Origin of the sequence: Streptomyces sp. NPDC096132 (genome assembly GCF_044763345.1) — a bacterium.
Lineage (GTDB): Bacteria > Actinomycetota > Actinomycetes > Streptomycetales > Streptomycetaceae > Streptomyces.
The window spans coordinates 30,733-50,688 of the sequence record NZ_JBIWGA010000021.1 but is presented as its reverse complement, the minus strand read 5'-3'; the positions used below and the strand labels follow the sequence as shown (position 1 = coordinate 50,688).

The 19,956-nt window shown below is 72.4% G+C and carries 19 protein-coding genes; 5 read left to right on the top strand and 14 right to left on the bottom strand.

What is annotated here, in order from left to right; all coding sequences use genetic code 11:
- Positions 1-81: 81 nt before the first annotated feature.
- The 3 genes from ACIRF9_RS37575 to ACIRF9_RS37565 all read right to left on the bottom strand — a co-directional run bounded on the left by ACIRF9_RS37575 (position 82) and on the right by ACIRF9_RS37565 (position 3,401).
- On the bottom strand, positions 82-1,656 hold the full coding sequence (locus ACIRF9_RS37575) for an alkaline phosphatase D family protein (protein ID WP_403831781.1): 1,575 nt from the start codon (positions 1,654-1,656) through the stop codon (positions 82-84).
- A gap of 139 nt (positions 1,657-1,795) precedes the next feature.
- Entirely contained in the window at positions 1,796-2,626 is an 831-nt protein-coding gene (locus tag ACIRF9_RS37570; RefSeq protein WP_403831778.1) for an alpha/beta fold hydrolase, read from the bottom strand.
- A 127-nt stretch (positions 2,627-2,753) separates the two neighbouring features.
- Positions 2,754-3,401: an NADPH-dependent F420 reductase gene (locus tag ACIRF9_RS37565; RefSeq protein ID WP_403831776.1), complete on the bottom strand. Its 648-nt coding sequence runs from the start codon at positions 3,399-3,401 to the stop codon at positions 2,754-2,756.
- A gap of 102 nt (positions 3,402-3,503) precedes the next feature.
- Between ACIRF9_RS37565 and ACIRF9_RS37560 the strand changes: the two genes are divergently transcribed.
- Both ACIRF9_RS37560 and ACIRF9_RS37555 read left to right on the top strand, forming a co-directional pair.
- Positions 3,504-4,385: an RNA polymerase sigma-70 factor gene (locus ACIRF9_RS37560; protein WP_403831774.1), complete on the top strand. Its 882-nt coding sequence runs from the start codon at positions 3,504-3,506 to the stop codon at positions 4,383-4,385.
- Positions 4,386-4,621: 236 nt separating this feature from the next.
- Positions 4,622-5,383 carry a GntR family transcriptional regulator gene (locus ACIRF9_RS37555; RefSeq protein ID WP_403831772.1) on the top strand — a complete coding sequence of 254 codons (762 nt, stop codon included), beginning with the start codon at positions 4,622-4,624 and terminating at the stop codon, positions 5,381-5,383.
- 95 nt (positions 5,384-5,478) lie between these two features.
- Here the strand turns inward: ACIRF9_RS37555 and ACIRF9_RS37550 are convergent, their stop codons facing one another.
- The 3 genes from ACIRF9_RS37550 to ACIRF9_RS37540 form a co-directional block, all read right to left on the bottom strand.
- A complete protein-coding gene (locus ACIRF9_RS37550; RefSeq protein ID WP_403831770.1) occupies positions 5,479-6,636 on the bottom strand; it encodes an ROK family transcriptional regulator in 1,158 nt (385 codons plus the stop codon).
- A gap of 99 nt (positions 6,637-6,735) precedes the next feature.
- Positions 6,736-7,398, bottom strand: coding sequence for a response regulator (locus ACIRF9_RS37545; protein WP_403831768.1), 663 nt, complete (start codon positions 7,396-7,398; stop codon positions 6,736-6,738).
- Between the two features lie 14 nt (positions 7,399-7,412).
- Positions 7,413-8,567, bottom strand: a complete 1,155-nt coding sequence (locus ACIRF9_RS37540; protein ID WP_403831766.1) for a sensor histidine kinase — start codon at positions 8,565-8,567, stop codon at positions 7,413-7,415.
- Positions 8,568-8,677: 110 nt separating this feature from the next.
- Here ACIRF9_RS37540 and ACIRF9_RS37535 point away from each other — a divergent pair, with 110 nt between their 5' ends.
- Genes ACIRF9_RS37535 through ACIRF9_RS37525 form a run of 3 tightly spaced genes read left to right on the top strand, consistent with a single transcriptional unit; the run spans position 8,678 to position 10,741 of the window.
- Positions 8,678-9,607: an ABC transporter ATP-binding protein gene (locus ACIRF9_RS37535; RefSeq protein WP_403831763.1), complete on the top strand. Its 930-nt coding sequence runs from the start codon at positions 8,678-8,680 to the stop codon at positions 9,605-9,607.
- Complete coding sequence (locus tag ACIRF9_RS37530) at positions 9,604-10,308, top strand: ABC transporter permease (protein WP_403831761.1); 705 nt, start codon at positions 9,604-9,606, stop codon at positions 10,306-10,308. Before ACIRF9_RS37535 ends, ACIRF9_RS37530 begins: the two co-directional genes overlap by 4 nt.
- Positions 10,309-10,366: 58 nt before the next feature.
- Positions 10,367-10,741 carry a hypothetical protein gene (locus ACIRF9_RS37525; protein ID WP_403831758.1) on the top strand — a complete coding sequence of 125 codons (375 nt, stop codon included), beginning with the start codon at positions 10,367-10,369 and terminating at the stop codon, positions 10,739-10,741.
- A 23-nt stretch (positions 10,742-10,764) separates the two neighbouring features.
- Here the strand turns inward: ACIRF9_RS37525 and mug are convergent, their stop codons facing one another.
- The 8 genes from mug to ACIRF9_RS37485 form a co-directional block, all read right to left on the bottom strand.
- Positions 10,765-11,286 (bottom strand): G/U mismatch-specific DNA glycosylase, encoded by a 522-nt coding sequence (mug, locus tag ACIRF9_RS37520; protein ID WP_403832051.1) that lies wholly within the window; start codon positions 11,284-11,286, stop codon positions 10,765-10,767.
- Between the two features lie 29 nt (positions 11,287-11,315).
- Positions 11,316-12,758: an adenylosuccinate lyase gene (purB, locus tag ACIRF9_RS37515; RefSeq protein WP_403831756.1), complete on the bottom strand. Its 1,443-nt coding sequence runs from the start codon at positions 12,756-12,758 to the stop codon at positions 11,316-11,318.
- Between the two features lie 73 nt (positions 12,759-12,831).
- Entirely contained in the window at positions 12,832-13,173 is a 342-nt protein-coding gene (locus ACIRF9_RS37510) for a DUF4326 domain-containing protein (RefSeq protein ID WP_403831753.1), read from the bottom strand.
- Positions 13,174-13,182: 9 nt separating this feature from the next.
- A complete protein-coding gene (locus ACIRF9_RS37505) occupies positions 13,183-13,962 on the bottom strand; it encodes an SGNH/GDSL hydrolase family protein (RefSeq protein WP_403831751.1) in 780 nt (259 codons plus the stop codon).
- 105 nt (positions 13,963-14,067) lie between these two features.
- Positions 14,068-15,081 (bottom strand): hemolysin family protein, encoded by a 1,014-nt coding sequence (locus tag ACIRF9_RS37500; RefSeq protein ID WP_403831748.1) that lies wholly within the window; start codon positions 15,079-15,081, stop codon positions 14,068-14,070.
- Positions 15,078-16,412 (bottom strand): hemolysin family protein, encoded by a 1,335-nt coding sequence (locus ACIRF9_RS37495; protein ID WP_403831745.1) that lies wholly within the window; start codon positions 16,410-16,412, stop codon positions 15,078-15,080. Before ACIRF9_RS37495 ends, ACIRF9_RS37500 begins: the two co-directional genes overlap by 4 nt.
- Before the next feature lie 186 nt (positions 16,413-16,598).
- Positions 16,599-17,024, bottom strand: a complete 426-nt coding sequence (locus ACIRF9_RS37490) for a GNAT family N-acetyltransferase (protein ID WP_403831743.1) — start codon at positions 17,022-17,024, stop codon at positions 16,599-16,601.
- Between the two features lie 56 nt (positions 17,025-17,080).
- The gene (locus ACIRF9_RS37485) at positions 17,081-19,924 is read right to left on the bottom strand and encodes a Tat pathway signal protein (RefSeq protein ID WP_403831740.1); all 2,844 of its coding nucleotides are present in this window, start codon (positions 19,922-19,924) and stop codon (positions 17,081-17,083) included.
- Between the last annotated feature and the right edge of the window lie 32 nt (positions 19,925-19,956).

The following is a 19,956-nucleotide window of genomic DNA, read 5'->3' as shown; positions in this document are numbered from 1 at the left end:
TGATCACGAACGATCTGTGACTGACGGGTAAAGGCCGCGAATGCCCGTTTTGTTAATTCTTCTACGACTGCTGCCCTGCCGTCACTGCCCCACCCGCCCCGGCTGCAACACCTGAGTGAACAGCACGGTGCCGTCCTGCTCGCGCAGCCGGACCGTCAGCTCGCCGCTGCCGCCGTCGATGTCGACCTCGCCGAAGAACTGGTAGCCGCCGGCCGGGGAGACGTTGGCCACGGTCGGCGCCTTCACGAACACCCGCTCCGGCCCGAACGTGTTGTCGAGCGCGTTCGCCGGGAAGGCGCCCGCGTTGAGCGGTCCCGAGACGAACTCCCAGAACGGCTCGAAGTCGGTGAACGCGGCCCGCGAGGGCTGGTAGTGCTGGGCCGAGGTGTGGTGCACGTCGGCGGTCAGCCACACCGTGCCGGTGATCCGCCGGTGCTTGACGAACCGCAGCAGCTCGGCGATCTGCAGCTCACGCCCCAGCGGCGCGCCAGGGTCGCCCTGCGCCACCGCCTCGATGTTCGGCCTGCCGTCCGTGGCGTCCGGCACCACCAGGCCGATGGGCATGTCCGAGGCGATCACCTTCCACACCGCCCGGGAGCGGGCCAGCTCGCGCTTGAGCCACGCCAACTGCTCGGCGCCGAGGATGCCCTGCGGGTCGGTGGTCTGGTCGTCGGCCGAGTTGGCGTTGCGGTAGGTCCGCATGTCCAGCACGAACACATCGAGGAGCGGCCCGTGGTGGACCACCCGGTACACCCGGCCGTCGGGCCGGCGCAGGGTCGAGATCGGGAAGTACTCCGAGAACGCCTGCCGGGCCCGCGCGGCCAGGACGTCGACGTTCTTCTCGGCGTAACGGGTGTCCGCGAAGATCTCGCCCGGGAACCAGTTGTTGGTCACCTCGTGGTCGTCCCACTGGATGATCGACGGCACCTGGGCGTTGAACCGCCTGAGGTTGTCGTCGAGCAGGTTGTAGCGGAAGTTCCCGCGGAACTCGGCCAGGGTCTCGGCGACCTTGGCCTTCTCCTCGGTGGTGATGTTCCGCCAGGTGCTGCCGTCGGGCAGGGCGACGGACGGGGTGAGCGGGCCGTCGGCGTAGATGTTGTCGCCGCTGCACAGGAAGAAGTCCGGGTTCAGCGCGCCCATCGCGTTGTAGATGGTGTAGCCGCCGAAGTCAGGGTTGATGCCCCAGCCCTGCCCCGCCAGGTCGCCGGACCACACGAAGCGCACGCCGTCACGCCGCCGCGCGGAGGCGGTACGGAAGGTGCCGGTCACCGGCTCGCCGGTGCGACGGGGGTCGTCAGGGTCGGCCAGCAGTACGCGGTAGTGGATCTGCTCGCCCGAGGGCAGCCCGTGCAGCCGGGTCGTGCCGGTGAAGTCGGTGCCCGCGCCGAGCAGCGGGCCGTACCAGCGGCGCACGTGCCGGAACGACTCGGTGGCGGCGGTCTCGACGATCATCCGCGCCGGACGGTCCGCGCGCACCCACACCAGCCCGGAGTCGGCGGTCACGTCCCCCGTCTGCACACCCCAGTCGGCCCGGGGCCGCCCCGAGAGGGCCAGTGCCGGCGCCGCGCCGGCCGCGACGGGCAGGGTCAGGGCCACCGAGGCGACCAGCGAGCCGCGCAGGACGCTGCGGCGCCCGGGGAGCGGACGGTGTGACATGGAGGGGCCTCCAGGGACGGGATCCGGCCGATGTGCACCCTCACAACTACTGGTGCACCGCAGCGCACACGGAAACCCCAAGTGAACAACTGTCCGTACTCCCGGCGGAGTCCGACGGACTCGGCCCCACCCGGACGGCTCAGCGGCTGCCGTCGAGGAGCACGCGGGCCACCAGGGCCGGGTCGTCGTTCATCGGGCAGTGGCCGCAGCCGGGGAGACGGACCAGGCGGGCGGCGGGGATGATCTGCTTGGCGCGGATGCCCTGGCGGCGTACGAGCAGCCAGTCCCGGGTGCCCCAGCCGACGGTGACCGGGATGCCGGGGAGGTCGTCGGTGAACTGGACGGTCGTGCCCGCGCGCAGTGTCTGGTCGAACCCGGTGGCCTGGGCCAGCGCGAGCGTCTCGGCGACCACCGCCTCGGGTGAACGGCGGCCGGGGCGGGCGTAGATCGTGCTGGTCAGGGCCGTGCGGCCGGCCGCCGTACGGGACAGCCGCGCGACGAGGGGCAGCGGCAGCCGACGGGAGATGTGCCGCATCGTCAGCAGGACGCCGAAGGCGTACCGCCGCTCCGCCTCCGACCAGAACCCGGCGGGGGACAACGCGGTGACGGACCGTACGAGCTTCTCGCGGCCGAGTTCCAGGGCGAGCAGGCCGCCGAGGGAGTTGCCCGCCACATGGGGCCGTTCGAGTTCCAGCGCCTCGCAGAACGCGGCGAACACGGACGTCGTGGTGGGCAGGTCGTAGGCGAGCCCGTCCGGCAGTGCCGGGGAGACGCCGAAGCCGGGGAGGTCCACGGCGATGACGTCGCGCTCGGCGGCGAGGATGTCCACCACCGGGTCCCAGGCCTGCCGGTGGTGGCCGATCCCGTGCAGCAGGAGGAGCGGGTCGCCGCTGCCCACCCGCTCGTAGGAGACGGTGACCGGCTGCGGGCCGCTCGGGGTGGGGACCGGGAAGGAGACGGTGGCGGGCATGGGGGAGCTCCTCGTCTGGACGGACCGGTGGACGCCGTAGACAGCTTGTCAGCAATTGCTACCGACGGGTAGCCCCGTGGTGTCGCGACCCCCGCTCGGGGCCGACGAGCGTGACCCGGGTACGGGGTCAACGAGGGGTGCGCAACTCCAGGTTGAAGTCCGCGTGCCCGAAGTGGCGCATGAGGTTCAGCCACAGCGGCAGCCACATCTCCACGCTCCGCGCCGCCTGGATGCCGCCCAGGTCGATCACCCGATCGGCCGGCCAGCCGAACTCGCCCAGCATCTCCGTGACCCGGGCCTTGGCGTCCGCGTCCTCCCCGCACACGAAGACCTGGTGATCGCCCGGCACGCGCGCGGGATCCACCATCACCTCGCAGTTCACCGTGTTCAGCGACTTCACCACGCGCGCCTGCGGGAACGCCCGCTGGAGCTGCTCGCCGACGCTGTCCGACCCGACGGGTGACAGCCGCGCCTCGCCGTCCTCGAACGCCAACGGGTTGGAGACGTCCACCACGACCTTCCCGGCGAGGTTGTCCGCCCCGGCCGCCTCCAGCGCGGTGAGCGCCACGCGCCCGGCCACGGCCACCACCACGACCTCGGCCGAGGAGGCCGCCTCCGTGAACGTTCCGGCGCCCCCACCGGTGCTCGCGGCCCACTCCAGGGCCACCGGATTGTCCTGGGTGCGCGAGCCCAGGGTCACCTCGTGCCCCAGCGCCACCAGCTTCCCGCCCAGCGTGCGACCGACCTGACCCGTGCCCAGCACGGCGTACCGCATGGCGACCTCCCGTTCCGCGGACGACTTCCGACTCGATCATTGTGTGCCGAAGGCGTGGATTCCGCCTGGACAGTGCAGGAGGCGGTCGGATGGGATGGCACGGTGACCACCGACACCGCGACCGACGCCTTCGAAGAGCACCGCCCGTTCCTCCTGGGCGTCGCCTACCGCATGCTGGGCCGGGTGGCGGACGCGGAGGACGTCGTCCAGGACGCCTGGCTGCGCTGGTCGGCCGCCGACCGCGACGACGTCCGCATACCGCGCGCCTACCTCGTCCGGGTCACCACCCGTCTCGCGCTCGACCGCCTCGCCCGCATCAAGGCGCACGGCGAGACCTACGTCGGCCCCTGGCTCCCCGAGCCGTACGTCACCGACTTCGGCGCCACCGTCCAGGACACCGCCGAACGCGCCGTCCTCGCCGACTCCGTCTCGCTCGCCGTCCTGGTCGTCCTGGAGTCGCTCTCCCCGCTGGAACGCGCCGTGTTCGTCCTCAGGGAGGCCTTCGGATACCCGTACGCCGAGATCGCCACCGTCCTCGACCGCACCGAGGCCGCGGTGCGCCAACTGGCCGGCCGGGCCCGCCGGCATGTCGAGGAGCGACGGCCCCGCTACGAGGTCGACCCCGTCCAGCGCCGCGAACTCACCGAGCGGTTCCTCGCCGCGGCCGCGGACGGCGACCTGGCGGGACTGATGGCGCTGCTCGCCCCCGACGCCCGTCTCGTCGGCGACAGCGGAGGCCTGGCCAAGGCGCCCGTGCGCGTCCTGGAGAGCGCCGACCACGTGGCCCGCTTCCTCGCCGGGGTGGCCCGCAAGGGTGCCCCGGACCTGTCCTTCCGCTTCCTGGAGATCAACGGCGGCCCGGCGGTGCTCGTCCTGTCCGGCGACAAGCCGGACTCCGTCCTCCAGCTCGACGTGGCGGACGGCCGCGTCCAGTCCGTCTACGTCATCCGCAACCCCGACAAGCTGCGCACGCTGACCGTGTGACTCCGGTGTCCGGCCCCCGTTCACGACGGGGGCTTTGCCGGAGTGTCACGAAAACGGGCCTGTACGAACGCCCAGTGAACGCTTTCCCGCCGGGTGCCCGTTTCGCCTGCCGAGGGATCGAGGATTGGTCTTGACCAAGGGTGGGGGCCGCCCTATGGTCGCAGAGAAGTACAACAACCTTTAATAAACAAGGGCGCGTAAAACGCCGCCGGACCACGGGGATTGCGGAGGACAGGGTGGGGACCACGCAACTGGAATCGGTACCGGAACCGAAGTACTGGCATCTCAAGACCGTGCTCAGCGAGGCGCTCGACTCCGAGTTCACCGTCGGCGAGATCCTGCCGAACGAACGCGAGCTGGCCGCCCGCTTCGGCGTCGCCCGCGCGACACTCCGGCAGGCCCTGGAGCAGCTCGAACTCGAGGGCCGGCTGCAGCGCCGCCGCGGCGTCGGCACGACCGTCGCACCGCCCCGGATGGGCGTCGCCGTCGGCACGGAAGGGCAGGTCTGGCCGGGGAGCGGCGACGACGCCTGGCAGTGCGTCGACTGCGCGCTCGCGGCTCCGCCCGCGGCCGTCGCCACCGCCCTGGAGACCCCGCGCGAGGAAGCCGTGCACATCGTGCGCCGCTCACGCGTCTCCCACGGACAGCCGGTCGCCGCGGAACTCCTCTACGTCCCGCGGTCGTCGGTGCCCGACCTGACCGCGATCGACACCCCGTCCGAGGCGGCACGCGCGCGTGCCGTGCTGCGCGAACTGCAGCACCTGGAGCTGCAGGGCGAGGACCGCGCGGTGGAGCTGGGCTCGGCCCGCGCGGACGACGCCAGGGAACTCGACCGGCTGCCCGGCGCCCCCGTCCTCGTCGTCACCACCCGGTTCTTCGCCGGGGGCCGCACCGCCGCCCTCTCGGTCGCCACGTATCGCGCTGACACGTGCCGCCTGACCTTCGGCGCCGCGGGCGGCGTGGAGATACACCACGGCCCGGAACGCCAGGCGTCCTGAACGCCGGGCGGTAGACGCGGTAGACGTCCCCCGCGCCCCGGAATCCCTCCGGGGCGCGACGCGTTCGCGGACGGACGGCTGATGACCCGGACCCGTCACCGACGGGCCGTCACCGTCCCCTCCACCGCGAACAACTGCTCCTCCACATGGTCCAGGGCCAGCCGCAGCGCCCCGGTCGCCACCGCCGCCTCACCGAGCAGCGACAGCGCCACCTTCGGCGGCCGCAGACAGTAGCGGGCCAACTCCTGCCGCAGCGGCTCCAGTACCTCGTCTATGCCGGTCGCCCAGCCGCCCACGACGACCAGTTCCGGGTCGAGGGCCAGCACCAGGGCGGCCACGTCGTGCACGAGCCGCTGGAAGAAGCGGTCCACGGCGGCCCGCGCCCCCTGGTCGCCCTCGCGGGCCCGGGTGAACACCTTGGCCACGGCCTGCTCGTCCAGCGGGGGCAGCGGAACGTCGGTCGTCGACAGCAGCGTCTCCGGAGTCACCTCCCGCCCCAGCAGATGCAGCGCCCCGATCTCACCGGCCGCCCCGCCGTACCCTCGGTGCAACCGCCCGCCGATCAGCGACCCGGCGCCCGGACTCAGCCCGGCCAGCACGAACACGACGTCGTCGGACTCGGTCGCCGACCCCTTCCAGTGCTCGGCCACGGCCGCCGCGTTGGCGTCGTTCTCCACCAGCACCGGGCACTTGAAGGAACGGCTCAGTCGCTCGCCCAGCCGCAGCCCGGTCCACTCGGGCAGCGCCGTGCCCAGCCGTACGGTCCCGTCCGCCTCGACGATCCCGGGTGTGGCGACGCCCACCGCCCGCAAGGAGTTGCGCGGCACGCCCGCCCGGCGCAGCAGTTCGGCGACCGCCGAGCGCAGCCGCTCCAGCCGCTCGTCGGCCGACATCGTCTGGTCGACGTCCTTGGCCTGCGAGCCCAGCAGCCGCCCGTCCAGATCGGCCAGCAGCGCCGCCACCCGGTGCGGGCCGATCTCCAGGCCCAGCAGATGCCCGGCCTCCGCACGGAACCGGAACCGCCGTGCCGGTCGCCCCTGTCGCCGGGCGACGCTCTCGTCGGCCGCCTTCTCCACGACGAGCCCCGCCTGGATGAGGTCCTCGACGACCCCCTCGACGGTCGGCCGGGACAGCCCGGTCACCCGTGTGATCTCCGTGAGGGTCGCGCAGTCCGCGGCACGCAGCGCGTGCAGCACCACCGCGGAGTTGATCCTTCGCAGCAGCGAGGGATCCCCGCCGGTCAGCCGCCCCAACGTCCGTCCTCCCAGCTCGTGCGCGTGTTGGGCGGATCGTACTCGGCGGGGAGGAGCCGGGCGAGTGCCGAATCCGTACCGATGCCGTCACACACCGTCTCAACCCGGTGCCACGAACCCCGACTCGTACGCCGTGATCACCGCCTGAGTGCGGTCCCGCGCCCCCAACTTCGCCAGCACCGCGCTCACATGCGACTTCACCGTCTCCGTGCCGACGACGAGCCGCGCGGCGATCTCCGCGTTGGACAGCCCGCGCGTCATCAGCCGCAGCACCTCGGCCTCCCGGTCGGTCAGCCGGGCCCGGTCCAGCACGTCCCGGGCCGCGCGGTTGCCGCCCGTCTCGCCGTACTCGGCGGCCAGCCGCCGCACCGACGCCGGGAACAGCAGCGACTCACCCTCCGCCACCAGCCGCACCGCGTGCACGATCTCGGCGGGCCGGGCCCGCTTCAGCAGGAACCCGTCCGCGCCCGCCCGCAGCGCCTCGTAGACGTACTCGTCGTTCTCGAAGGTCGTCACGACCAGGATCTTCGGCGGCCCGTCCACCGTCCGCAGCACCGCGCGCGTGGCCTCGATGCCGTCCATCAGCGGCATGCGTACGTCCATGGCGACGACGTCCGGGCGCAGCTGACGCACCAGCGGGATCACCGCCGCCCCGTCCGCAGCCTCCCCGACGACCTCGATGTCGCCCTGCGCCTCCAGCACGGCTCGCAGCCCGGCACGGACCAGGGGTTCGTCGTCGACGAGAAGTACGGTCACCGGCATCCGGCCAGCGTAGATCAACTCAGCGGCAGCTCGGCACGCACCTGCCAGTCGCCGGAGTCCGGACCGGTCAGGGCCCGCCCCCCGAGCAGGGCCGCCCGCTCGCGTATCCCGCGCAGCCCGCTGCCCCGCCCCGGGCCGGGTATGTCGGCCGGCAGCGGATTGCGGACCTCCAGGCACAGCAGCCCGTCGGCGACCCGTATATGAATCCGGACCGGCACGGCTCCCGCATGGCGCAGGACATTGGTCAGTGCCTCCTGGAGGATGCGGTAGCCCTCCCGGGACACCGGCCCCGGCACCGTCTCCAGCGGGCCGGTCAGCTCCGCGTCGACCTTCGCGCCGGACGCCCGCGCCGACTCCAGCAGCCCGTCGGCCTCGGCGAGCGTCGGCCGGGCGCTCACCGGACGGTCCGACTCCCGCAGCACCCCGAGCACCCGCTCCAGGTCCGCGAGCGCCGCCCGGCCGCTGTCCTCGATGGCCTCCAGCGCACGATCCGTGAACCCAGGGTCGCCCGCCGCCCGCGCCGCGCCCGCCTGCACCACCGCCACCGTCAGCGCGTGCCCGATGGAGTCGTGCAGCTCCCGGGCGATCCGGTTGCGCTCCAGCAGTCGCTCGGTCCTCTCTTCCAGGGCGGCGAGCTGCTCGGCCGCCGACGGGCCGAGCAGGGCTCGCGCCACGACGGTCACCACCTCGCCCAGGCCGACGACGACGCCGTAGAGCGCGAGGAGGGGGAGCGGCGCCAGCAGGGCGTACCACCAGTGCGGTGTCGCGGTGTCGAGTACCGGAACGTCGTCCTGTACGTGGCCGCGCGCGAGATCGAACAGCACGATCGCGATGATCGGCAGCCACACGCAGCTGAACGCGGTGACCGCGCCCAGGACCATCCGCGCCTCCAGCCACAGCATGGTCCGCAGCCGGTCCCGCCAGTTCGCCGACGGCGCCACCGACAGCCCGGGATCGGTTTCGGCGGGCAGGAGCAGCAGCCGTGCCTGAACACCCTCTCCCCTGCGCACCCCCGGGATCAGCCCGACCGGCAGCAGGAGCAGCGCGGGCACCCACGGTTTCGACATGTCGATGAACATCCACACGCTCTGCAGCAGTACCGGCACCCAGAGGTGCACGAGTCGTGTGTACGTCGTCCCCCGCAGCAGCGGGCGCAGCAAGCGGCCCATGGCGACAAGCCTGCCAGCCCCCACTGACAACGGACCTCCCCCGAGCGGGGGAGACGGCATCCCCGGGCGGGGGAGGCCCCACACCCCTGCGAAGGGCGAGAGTCGTGGCCATGACCAGCATCGACGTCCGCGACCTGACCAAGGAGTACGGCCCCCGGCGGGCCGTGGACCGCCTGACCTTCCGTGTCCTGCCCGGCCGTGTCACCGGCTTCCTGGGCCCCAACGGCGCCGGCAAGTCCACCACCCTGCGCCTCGTCCTCGGCCTCGACCGGCCGACCTCCGGCACCGCCACCGTCGGCGGCCGCCCCTACGTCACCCTCCCCGACCCGCTCCGCCATGTCGGCGCCCTGCTGGACGCCCAGGCCGCGCACGGCTCCCGCACGGGCCGCGACCACCTCCTCGCCCTCGCCGCGAGCAACCGCGTCCCCGTCCGCCGGGTCGACGAGGTGCTGGAGGAGACCGGGCTCGCCCCCGCCGCCCGCCGCCGGGTGAGGACGTACTCCCTCGGCATGCGCCAGCGACTCGGCATCGCCGCGGCCCTGCTCGGCGACCCCGAAGTGGTCCTGCTCGACGAGCCGTCCAACGGTCTCGACCCCGAAGGCATCGTCTGGATCCGCGGGTTGCTGCGCCGGCTCGCGGGGGAAGGCCGCACCGTGCTGGTCTCCAGCCACCTCATGAACGAGACGGCGTCCTACGCCGACCACCTCGTCGTCCTCGGCCGGGGCCGCCTGCTGGCCGACACCCCGATGCGGGACTTCATCGACGCGCGTGTGCACCCCCGTGTCCGTATCCGCACGACCGACCCGACCGCCCTCAAGGGCGCTCTGGCCCGGCACGGCCACGACGCGGTGGAGCATCCCGAGGGGCACTGGAGCGTGTCCCACGCGCGTGTGGACGACATCGGCCCGCTCGTCTCCGCCGCCGGAGTTCCCCTGCTCGAACTGACCACGGAGGAAGGCACGCTGGAGCAGGCCTACCTCGACCTCACCGCCGCCGACGCCGAGTTCGCGGCCCACCCGCACCAGGAGGCCCGACCGTGACCGCCCTCCACGCCGAATGGATCAAGACGCGCACGCTCCGGTCGCAGATCGGCGCCCTGTGCGCGATCCCGCTCACCACCGTCGCGTTCTCCGCACTGGCCGGCCTCGACACCGAGGGCGCCGACGCCGACCCGCTCTTCTCCGCTTTCTTCGGCGTGAACTTCGGGCAGATCGCGGCCATCGCCTTCGGTACGACCGCCCTCTCGAGCGAGTTCCACGGCGGTGCCCTGCGCGTGTCGCTGTCCGCGGTGCCCCGCCGGGGCCGCTGGTTCGCCGCCAAACTGGCCATGGTCGCCCTGCCGGTGCTCCTCGTCGGACTGGCGACCGGACTGGCGACGGCGGCGATGGGCAGCGCCCTGCTGCCGACCGCTCCGAGCGCGGCGGAGAGCGTGCGCGGAGCCTTGGGCTGTGCCGTCTACCTGACGCTCATGGCCCTGCTCGCCGCCGGTCTCACGGCCGTTCTGCGCAGCGGCGTGGCCACACTGAGCATCCTGATCCCCTTGCTCCTGATCGTGTCCTTCGTCGTGGGCGACCTGTCCGGCAACGCGGCGGACTTCCTGCCGGACCGGGCCGGTCAAGTGGTGCTCCACAGCACGTGGGACGGCATCCTGAACGCCTGGACGGGGCTCGCGGTCGCCCTGCTCTGGGTGGTGGCGGCGGTCACCGCGGGGGCCTGGCGGCTGCACCGCCGGGACGCCTGAGGACAAGGGCCCGCTGACGGGCCGCCAATTGTCAGTGGCGGCGGGTTTACTGGATCCCATGGACATCGAGAGCCTGCTCGCCGGCCCCGGCGACCGCACCGCCGCCTTAGCGACCAGTCACGGTCTCAGGGCGGCGGACGCCGCGGTGCGCGTCGCGGAGGCGGAGCGGTTCCACGAGGACAAGGAGGACATGGTCGGGAAACTGACGCGGAGATGGGGCGAGCCGGAGCACATCGGCCTGCAGACGGTACGGCTGCGGACCGCGAGCGAGGAGATACCCGAGCCCTGGGCCGAGTTGAGCCTGCGCGTGGGAAGCGTGTACCTCTGGAAGGTCGCGGAGCACGGCCGCTGGGTGGCCCTGGGCGTCGCCGACCAGGACCCGGACGACGAGATGGAGCTGCTCCTGGTCGTCACGGAAACCGACCCGCCCTGACCGACCCGCCCAGACCGTGCGGCTCAGCCCTCCGCCGCCTCCCGCAGCCGGGCGAACTCCTGCGCCATGGTCGCCGCCGTCCAGTGGGCGTTGAGGCCGCTGGGATTCGGCAGCACCCATATCCGGGCCTCGCCGATCACCCGCTCCTGCGGCCCCACCGAGGCCTTCCGGTCGTCGAAGGCGGCCCGGTAGGCGGTCACACCGACCACCGCCAGCCAGCGGGGCTTCAGCCGCGTCACCTTGTCCGTCAGCAGCCGCCCGCCCTCGCGGTACTCCTCGGCGCTCAGCTCGTCGGCCCGGGCGGTCGCCCGTGCCACCACGTTGGTGATGCCGAGCCCGTACGACAGCAGCTCCCGCTGCTCCGCCGGCTTCATCAGCCTCGGCGTGAAACCGGACAGGTGCAGGACCGGCCAGAAGCGGTTGCCGGGGCGGGCGAAGTGGTGGCCGGTCGCCGCCGTCATCAGCCCCGGGTTGATGCCGCAGAACAGCACGCGCAGGCCGCCCGCGACGACGTCCGGTACGAGACGGTCGCGGGCGGCCTCCAGCTCCGCCTGGGTGAAGCGGGGCGAGCGTGTCAGAGGATCGCTCCGGGGGCGTAGCCGGCGGCCTCCGGGCGCTGCTTCACGATCTCCTCGATCCGGGCGACGACCGTGGCCACCTGGGCGGCTGCCGCGCCCGTGAAGGACAGCTTGTCGGCCATCAGCGCGTCCAGCCGGTCGCGGTCCAGCGGAAGGCGCTCGTCGGCGGCCAGCTTGTCCAGCAGTTCGTTGCGCTCGGCACCCTGCTCCCGCATGGCCAGCGCGGAGGCGACGGCGTTCTCCTTGATCGCCTCGTGCGCGAGCTCACGGCCCACGCCCGCGCGCACCGCGCCCATCAGGACCTTGGTGGTGGCGAGGAACGGCAGATAGCGGTCCAGCTCCCGGGCGACGACGGCGGGGAAGGCGCCGAACTCGTCGAGGACCGTCAGGAACGTCTCCAGCAGGCCGTCGAGCGCGAAGAACGCGTCGGGAAGGGCCACCCGCCGCACCACCGAGCAGGACACGTCACCCTCGTTCCACTGGTCGCCCGCCAGCTCGCCGGTCATCGACGCGTAGCCGCGCAGGATGACCATGAGGCCGTTGACGCGCTCGCAGGAGCGGGTGTTCATCTTGTGCGGCATCGCCGAGGAACCGACCTGGCCGGGCTTGAAGCCCTCGGTCACCAGCTCGTGCCCGGCCATCAGCCGGATCGTCTTCGCCAGCGAGGAGGGGGCGGCCGCGAGCTGCACCAGCGCCGTCACGACCTCGTAGTCCAGCGAGCGCGGGTAGACCTGGCCGACGGAGGTGAACGCCTGCGAGAAGCCCAGGTGGGCCGCGATCCGGTCCTCCAGCTCGGCCAGCTTGCCCGCGTCGCCGCCCAGCAGGTCGAGCATGTCCTGCGCGGTGCCGACGGGGCCCTTGATGCCGCGCAGCGGGTAGCGGCCGAGCAGTTCCTCGACCCGGCCGTACGCCACGAGCAGCTCGTCGGCGGCGGTCGCGAAGCGCTTGCCGAGGGTGGTGGCCTGCGCGGCGACGTTGTGCGAGCGGCCGGCCATGACCAGCTCGCCGTACTCGGCGCTCAGCTTGCCCAGCCGGGCGAGGACGGCCACCGTTCGGTCGCGGACCAGCTCCAGGGAGAGCCGGATCTGCAGCTGCTCGACGTTCTCCGTCAGGTCGCGGGAGGTCATGCCCTTGTGGACCTGCTCGTGCCCGGCGAGGTCGTTGAACTCCTCGATCCGCGCCTTCACGTCGTGCCGCGTGACCTTCTCGCGCTCGGCGATGGAGGCCAGGTCGACGGTGTCCAGGACTCGCTCGTAGTCGGCGAGCGCCTGCTCGGGCACCTCGATCCCGAGGTCCTTCTGGGCCCGCAGCACGGCGAGCCAGAGCTGACGCTCCAGCCTCACCTTCTGCTCGGGCGACCAGAGCGTGGCGAGCTCGGCGGAGGCGTACCGTCCGGCGAGGACGTTGGGGATGCGGGGCTTGGCGGGCGCAGAAGTCACGTGTACGGAGTGTACTGGCGATTCCTGCAGGCCAGGGCCACCCTCCCGTTCGGCGGAACCTACGAGACCCGCGTCACGCCGTGGCCTCGGCGAGCTTCGCCGGCACCTCCGCACGGCAGGGCTCCGGCACGCACCAGCAGGCCAGGGTCCTTCCGCGCAGTTCCGCGACCTGCTCCAGCAGCGCGGGCCGCTCCAGCAGATACGCCCGGTACATCGCCATCACCTCCGCGCGCATGCCGTCCCGCTTCTTCTTCGGGGTGTCGTAGGCGAACGGGTTGTACAGCGGGTGCCGGGGGAGGTCCCGGCCCCCGAGCGTCCAGCGGCGGCCGACATAGACCACGTCCTCGGGGGCGAGCTCCAGCCGGGGGCCGAACTCGTGGATCCGGCCCCGGAGATTGATCACCCGCGTGGTCACGGCGACTGCCTAGGCCGGGCCCTCGTACGGCAGCAGTTCCGGGCGCTTGGCCGGACGGCCGTCGCCGGACGACCGGCCGGTCAGGCGGCGGCCGATCCACGGGAGCAGATGCTGCTTGGCGAACCGGGCGTCCGCGACCCGACGGGCGGCCCAGCCGGGCGGCAGGGTCGCCGGTATCGGCGTACGCCACTCGGTGTCCTCCGGGTCGTATCCGAGGGTCTGCCAGACCGCCTCGGCGACCCGGCGGTGCCCCTCGGGCGTCAGGTGCAGCCGGTCCACGTCCCACAGGCGCGGGTCGGAGAGTGACGGAGCGCCGTACAGGTCGACGACGAGGGCGCCGTGCCGCTCGGCCAGCTCCTCGACGCAGACGAACAGCTCCTCCATGCGCGGCCGGAACCGCTCCAGGACCGGACCCTGCCGGCCCGGGCTGCGCATCAGCACGAGCTGCTTGCAGGACGGGGCCAGCCGCTCCACCGCCTCCGTCAGCAGGTCCTTGACCCGGCCCATGTCGCACTTCGGGCGCAGCGTGTCGTTCAGGCCGCCGACCAGGGTGATCACATCGGCGTCCATCGCGGCCGCCACGTCCACCTGCTCCTCGACGATCTGCCCGATCAGCTTGCCGCGCACCGCCAGGTTGGCGTACCGGAAGCCGGGCGCGCGGGCCGCCATCCGGCCCGCCAGGAGGTCGGCCCAGCCCCGGTAGGAGCCGTCGGGCAGCAGGTCCGACATGCCCTCGGTGAAGGAGTCGCCGACCGCGACCAGGCTGGTGTGTGTGGGATTCGTCTGCATGGCGACATAGATGGTAGCCCGAGTCTCATACCCACCGGTCGGTCCCCCTGCCCGGTACGCGGCCTCCGGTCGCGATCCCCGGTGGGCGACTCCCAGCACGCGGCCTCACGCCCGCTGCCCGAACAGCTCCCGCAGCACGTCCTCCATCGTCACCAGCCCGGCCAGCCGTCCGTCGGAGCCGAGTACGGCCGCCAGGTGGGTACGGCTGCCCCGCATCGCGGTGAGGACGTCGTCCAGCGGCGTCGCCTCCCGCACGCGCGCGATGGGCCGCATGTCCCGCAGCCGGAACGGCACGTCCCGCGGTGAGGCGTCCAGCGCGTCCTTCACGTGCAGATAGCCGACGATCCGGCGCCCCTCGTCCACCACGGGGAAGCGGGAGAACCCGGACTCGGCCGCGAGCCCCTCCAGTTCCTCCGGCGTCACGCCCACGCGCGCGTAGACGACGCGTTCCAGCGGCAGGACGACGTCCCGCACCGGGCGGCGGCCCAGCTCCAAGGCGTCGCGCAGCCGCTCCTGGGCGCGGTCGTCGATGAGCCCGGCCTCGCCGGCGTCCCTCACGATCTGGGCGAGCTGCGCGTCCGAGAAGGCCGCCGCGACCTCGTCCTTGGTCTCGATCCGCATCAGCTTCAGCAGAGCGTTGGCGAAGGCGTTGATCGCGAAGATCACCGGGCGCAGCGCCCGCGACAGCGTGACCAGCGGCGGTCCGAGCAGCAGCGCGGTGCGCACCGGTTCCGCGAGCGCGATGTTCTTCGGGACCATCTCGCCGAGCAGCATGTGCAGGTAGGTGGCGAGCGCCAGCGCGATCACGAAGGACACCGCGTGGCCCGCGCCCTCGGGCACACCGATCGCGTGGAACACCGGCTCCAGCAGGTGCGCGATCGCCGGTTCGGCGACGACACCCAGGACCAGCGTGCACAGGGTGATGCCGAGCTGCGCGGCCGCCATCAGCGCGGACACGTGCCGCAGGCCCCACAGCACGCTCTTGGCGCGCCGGTCGCCCTGCTCGGCGTACGGCTCGATCTGGGCGCGGCGTACGGAGATCAGCGCGAACTCCGCGCCGACGAAGAACGCGTTGACGACGAGGGTCGCCAGGGCGATCAGCAGCTGGACAGCGGTCACTGGTCCGCCCCTTCCACGTGGTCCTCGGCGAGCGGCGCGTGCAGCAGCACGCGCGCGGCACGGCGGCCGGACGCGTCGACCACGTCCATCCGCCAGCCGGCGATGTCGACGCTGTCACCGACGGCCGGTATGCGGCCCAGCTCGGTGGCGACCAGGCCGGCGAGCGTCTCGTACGGGCCCTCGGGGGCGTGCAGGCCCACGCGCGCGAGCTGGTCCGTACGGGCGGCGCCGTCGGCCGAGTACAGGGCGCGTCCGTCGTCGTCCGTGCCCGCGGGGGCCAGGTCGGGCGTCTCGTGGGGGTCGTGCTCGTCGCGGACCTCGCCGACGACCTCCTCGACGATGTCCTCCAGGGTGGCCACGCCCGCCGTACCGCCGTACTCGTCGATGACCACGGCCATCGTCCGCTTGCCGCCCAGCCGGTCGAGCAGCCGGTCCACGGTCAGCGACTCGGGGACGAGCAGCGGCTCACGCATGATCTCCGAGACGGGCACGCGCGCGCGTCGGTCAGCGGGTACCGCCAGCGCGTCCTTGATGTGCGCGGTGCCGACGACCGCGTCCAGGGTGCCGCGGTGGACGGGGAAGCGGGACAGACCGGTCGCCCGGGTCGCGTTCGCCACGTCCTCGCAGGTCGCAAGGGCGTCGAGGGAGATGACCTGGACGCGCGGGGTCATCACGTTCTCCGCGGTCAGGTCGGCGAGGTTCAGGGTGCGCACGAACAGCTCGGCGGTGTCCGCCTCCAGGGCGCCCTCCCGGGCCGAGTGCCGGGCCAGGGCCGCGAGCTCCTGGGGGCCGCGCGCGGCGGCCAGCTCCTCCGTCGGCTCCACGCCCAGGCGGCGCACCACCCGGTTCGCGGTGTTGTTCAGATGCGTGATGAAGGGCCGGAAGGCGGCGCTGAACCAGCGCTGCGCGTTGCCCACGGTCTTGGCCACGGGCAGCGGCGAGGAGATCGCCCAGTTCTTCGGCACCAGCTCGCCGACGACCATCAGGAAGACCGTCGACAGCGCCGTACCCAGCACCAGTGCGACCGAATGCGACGCGGTGTCCGACAGCCCCATCGACTCCAGCGGCCCCGCGATCAGCTTGGCGATCGACGGCTCGGCGAGCATGCCGACCACCAGATTGGTGACGGTGATGCCGAGTTGGGCGCCGGAGAGCTGGAAGGTGAGGTTCCGTACGGCCTTGAGCGCGCCGGACGCACCCCGCTCGCCGCGCGCCACCGCCCGCTCCAGCTCGCTGCGCTCGACCGTGGTCAGCGAGAACTCGGCGGCAACGAAGGCACCGCAGGCGAACGACAGCAGGATCGCCACCAGCAGCAGGAGCACTTCCGTCATCGGTTCACCTCCGTCCCATGGTCCGGCAGGGCAGGGAGGATCGCGCGATGTCGCGCACGGCTACTGGGAGGCTCGCCCATGGGCGGACGCTCACACCTTTCAATGACTCGCAGGGGGACCGCACGGTCTCGCACGGTCCCCCAATGGTAAAGGATCAGCAAAGTTGCTCCGAGCGGTGGGCGCCGATCAGCCGACCAGTGGCTTCACCCAGCGCCGCCACGTCTCCTCCGGCGCGTACCCCGCGGCGCGCCACGCATGATGCGCCGTCTCGTTCCGGGTGAGCACCATCGCGTCCCCGCGCCGCCCGCCGAGCCGTACGAACCTCTCCTCCGCGGCGGCGAGCAGGGCCGACCCGATGCCCTGGCGGCGGTGCCGCGGATGCACCGCCAGCCGGTAGAGATGGCACCGCCACCCGTCGAACCCGGCGATCACCGTGCCCACCAGCTCACCTCCCCGCTCGGCCAGGATCAGCGCCTCGGGGTCCCGGCCGACCAGCCGCTCCACTCCGGCACGGTCGTCGCTGATGCTCGTGCCCTCGGCGGCGGTCTTCCAGAAGGCGAGGACGGTGTCCAGGTCATCGGGCGTCGCGGCCCGTATCCGCAGATCAGACATGCGGTGATCCCATCACGGCCGCAGTGCCCGGATGCGGAATTCCAGGATGCGGACGCTCAGCGCCTGCGCAGCACCACCGTGCTCCCCGGCCGCACGCGCAGCTCGGCGTTCCCGCCCACCTTCGCCCCGGTCACCAGGTTCGTGGAGGCGCCGAAGCCCTGGGTGGTGAACGTGAAGGTGCGATCGCCGGTGGTGTTCATGGCGATCAGGTACGGGCCGTACACACACCGGTAGAAGGAGGCGCGTCCGGCGTACGGGCTCTCCACGCCCGCGGCGCGCTGCGGCACGTCGTCCGGGGCCTTGGCCAGCGGCAGGACCTGACCGGCGAACGCCTGCTCCAGCGCGTCACCGGGCGGGGCGAAACCGCCCGCCGGGATGTCGAGATCGCCCGCCGAGAACTCCCAGTTGACCCAGTCGGGCTCGGTGAAGGACCGCCCGTCCGCGAGGTACTTCACGTCCTGCCAGACCGTGCCCGACCGCTCCACGCCCGCCGCGTCGATGAGGTGGACGCGGGCGAGCCGGTTGACGCCCCAGCGGGCCCGCCAGTACAGCGAGGCGTACAGGATCTCCTCGCCGTGCTTGACCGCGACGAGGCCGTTCTCCTCGTCGGAGAAGACGAAGTCGGGCTGTCCGGCCGTCATGGGGAGCCGCGCGCCGCTGCCGGTGGCGCCGCTGATGTACGCGTAGTCGTCGGCGGTGCTCAGCAGGTTCAGGTTGGTCCGGGCGGAGACCGTCATCGCGTGGGAGTCCGTGAGGGACTGGAACGCCTGGCCGTCGGCGAGGGACTGCCGCGCGTACGAGGTGAGGTCGGGGTCCTTGACCAGCGCGGCGAACTTCAGCGCGTGCCCGTCCCACTTGGTGTCCTCGTCGTAGGCGACCTTGCCCGGGTACTCGGTGTCACGCCATCCGACCATGGTCTCCAGGCGCATCGCCCGGTAGCCGTCCCGGTCCACCGCCGGGTGGCGGAAGACCATCCGCGCCTTGGCCATCTTGACCAGGTGGTCGCGGAGCGTGCCGTCCTCGACGCCGCCGATGCCCGTCACCGCGTCGTACACGAACGACAGCCACTCCTGGAGCTCGCCGTAGCTGCCCGCGTAACCGAGTTCCTTGGAGATGCCCTTCTTCGTGACCTGGTAGTACGAGCCGCCCAGTGGCCTGGTCGGGGTGCCGTCCTCGTCCTCCGGGCCCAGCCAGGGGACCAGACCGACGGCCTGGTGGAGGTGGTCGCGGGCCTTCTCCTCGCCCCAGGCCTCCTCGGCGCCGAGCCAGGCGAGGCCGCGGTCGGCGAGGTAGAGGCCGAGGGAGCAGATGATGGCCTGGTTGGTGTACTGCGGGATGCGCTGCCGCCAGTACTCGCGGCTGTCCAGCAGCATCTTCGTCCAGGCGTCCCGGCGCACGACGGGCGCGTACTCCGAGCCGTTGGGCGCGGCCATGGTCAGGTCGTCGAACCAGGCGGTGCCCGCTCCCGACAGACGGACGCTCAGGGTGACCTGGGTGGCCGTGGCCGGGGTGGTGAGGGCGACCGTCACCTGCTCCCAGTCATGGGTGCCGGACGAGGCGTGGACCTTGTTGTCCTTGCCGACCAGGGTGCCGTTCGCGTCGTGGAACAGGACGTCCAGGTAGGCGCCGTCGCTCCCGACGCCCTCGGTCCTGATCCAGGCGCCGTAGGTGTACGTGCCCTGGTCCACCGGGAGTTTCGCCGAGGTGGTGTAGCCGACCGTGCCGGAGCCCGGGATCATCACCTTCGCGGAGGCATGGCCGGTGCGGTGGACGGCGGTGTCGCGGGAGGCGGTGCCGCTGCCGGACCAGGTGGACGCCTTCCAGCCGGTCGTGCCGAACTCGAAGCCCGGGTTGCTCAGGCCGTACGGCGACCCGAGCACCGGCTCGTCGAGCAGTGGCTCCAGGTCGTCGGCGAGCGCCAGCATGACCAGCCCGGCGCGGCCCAGGCCCATCCACTGCTGGCTGGAGCCGGTCAGCACGGTGGGGTCGCCGAGGTACTTCCAGTAGACGCCGTCCAGGCTCCGGGCGATCTGCGGCGGCACGGCGATGTTCCGGTAGGCGGCGGTCGCCGGCATGCCGTAGGCGCGGGCGAGGAAGTCCAGGTACCACAGGTCGAGCTGGGCGCTGGTGCGGGAGGCCTCGGACGCGGCCCTGGCCAGGACCCGCTCGTTGATCGTGTCGACGATCCCGGCGCCGGGGGAGGTGCGGGCGGTGAGCGGGGGCAGGGTGCCGGTGACGTCGTCGTCGGTGGGGTCGAAGGAGGGTTCGCCGTGGGTGTAGAGGCGGTAGATCGTGCGGCTGGGACCCTCCATGTCCTTGTAGTACGCGTCGGCCGTGCTCGCGTAGCCGGCGATGCGCCCCATGGAGCGGACCTCCAGGGAGACCGACGTCCGGCCCGCCGTGAGGTCGAGGGGCAGCGGCAGGGTGTGGAAGAAGAATCGTTCCGGCGTGCGCGGGTCGTCGCTCGCGATGTCCAGCGGGTCGACGGCGCCGAGATGGTAGTGCCCGATCTGCCTGCCCTCGGCGAAGAGCTGGAGCCGGCCGAGTTCCGCGCCGCTCTCCGAGCCCCACAGCTTGATGGTGACGTAGGTGGCGCCCTTGGGCCTGCAGGCCAGGGTCGCGGACAGGGTGCCGCCCCAGAAGCCCGGGGTCTCCGGGGCGTTGAGCACCCGGGCGGCCTGGCCGAGTCCGCCGGTGACCACGTCGGACAGGGTGGTGGTCAGGCCGTGCGCGGCCTCCGAGGCGGCGTCGCCGAGGACGAGTGTGTCGAGGGGGCAGGCCGCTGTTTGCGCACCGGGCGACTCCGCGGCCCGGGCGGTGCCGCCCTGCCACAGCACGCCCGCGGTGGCGGTGCCCACGGCCATCTTCAGAAGGGATCTGCGCTGAAGGGATTCGGACACGACGAACGTTCCTCTCGAGCCGGCGGGTGGCA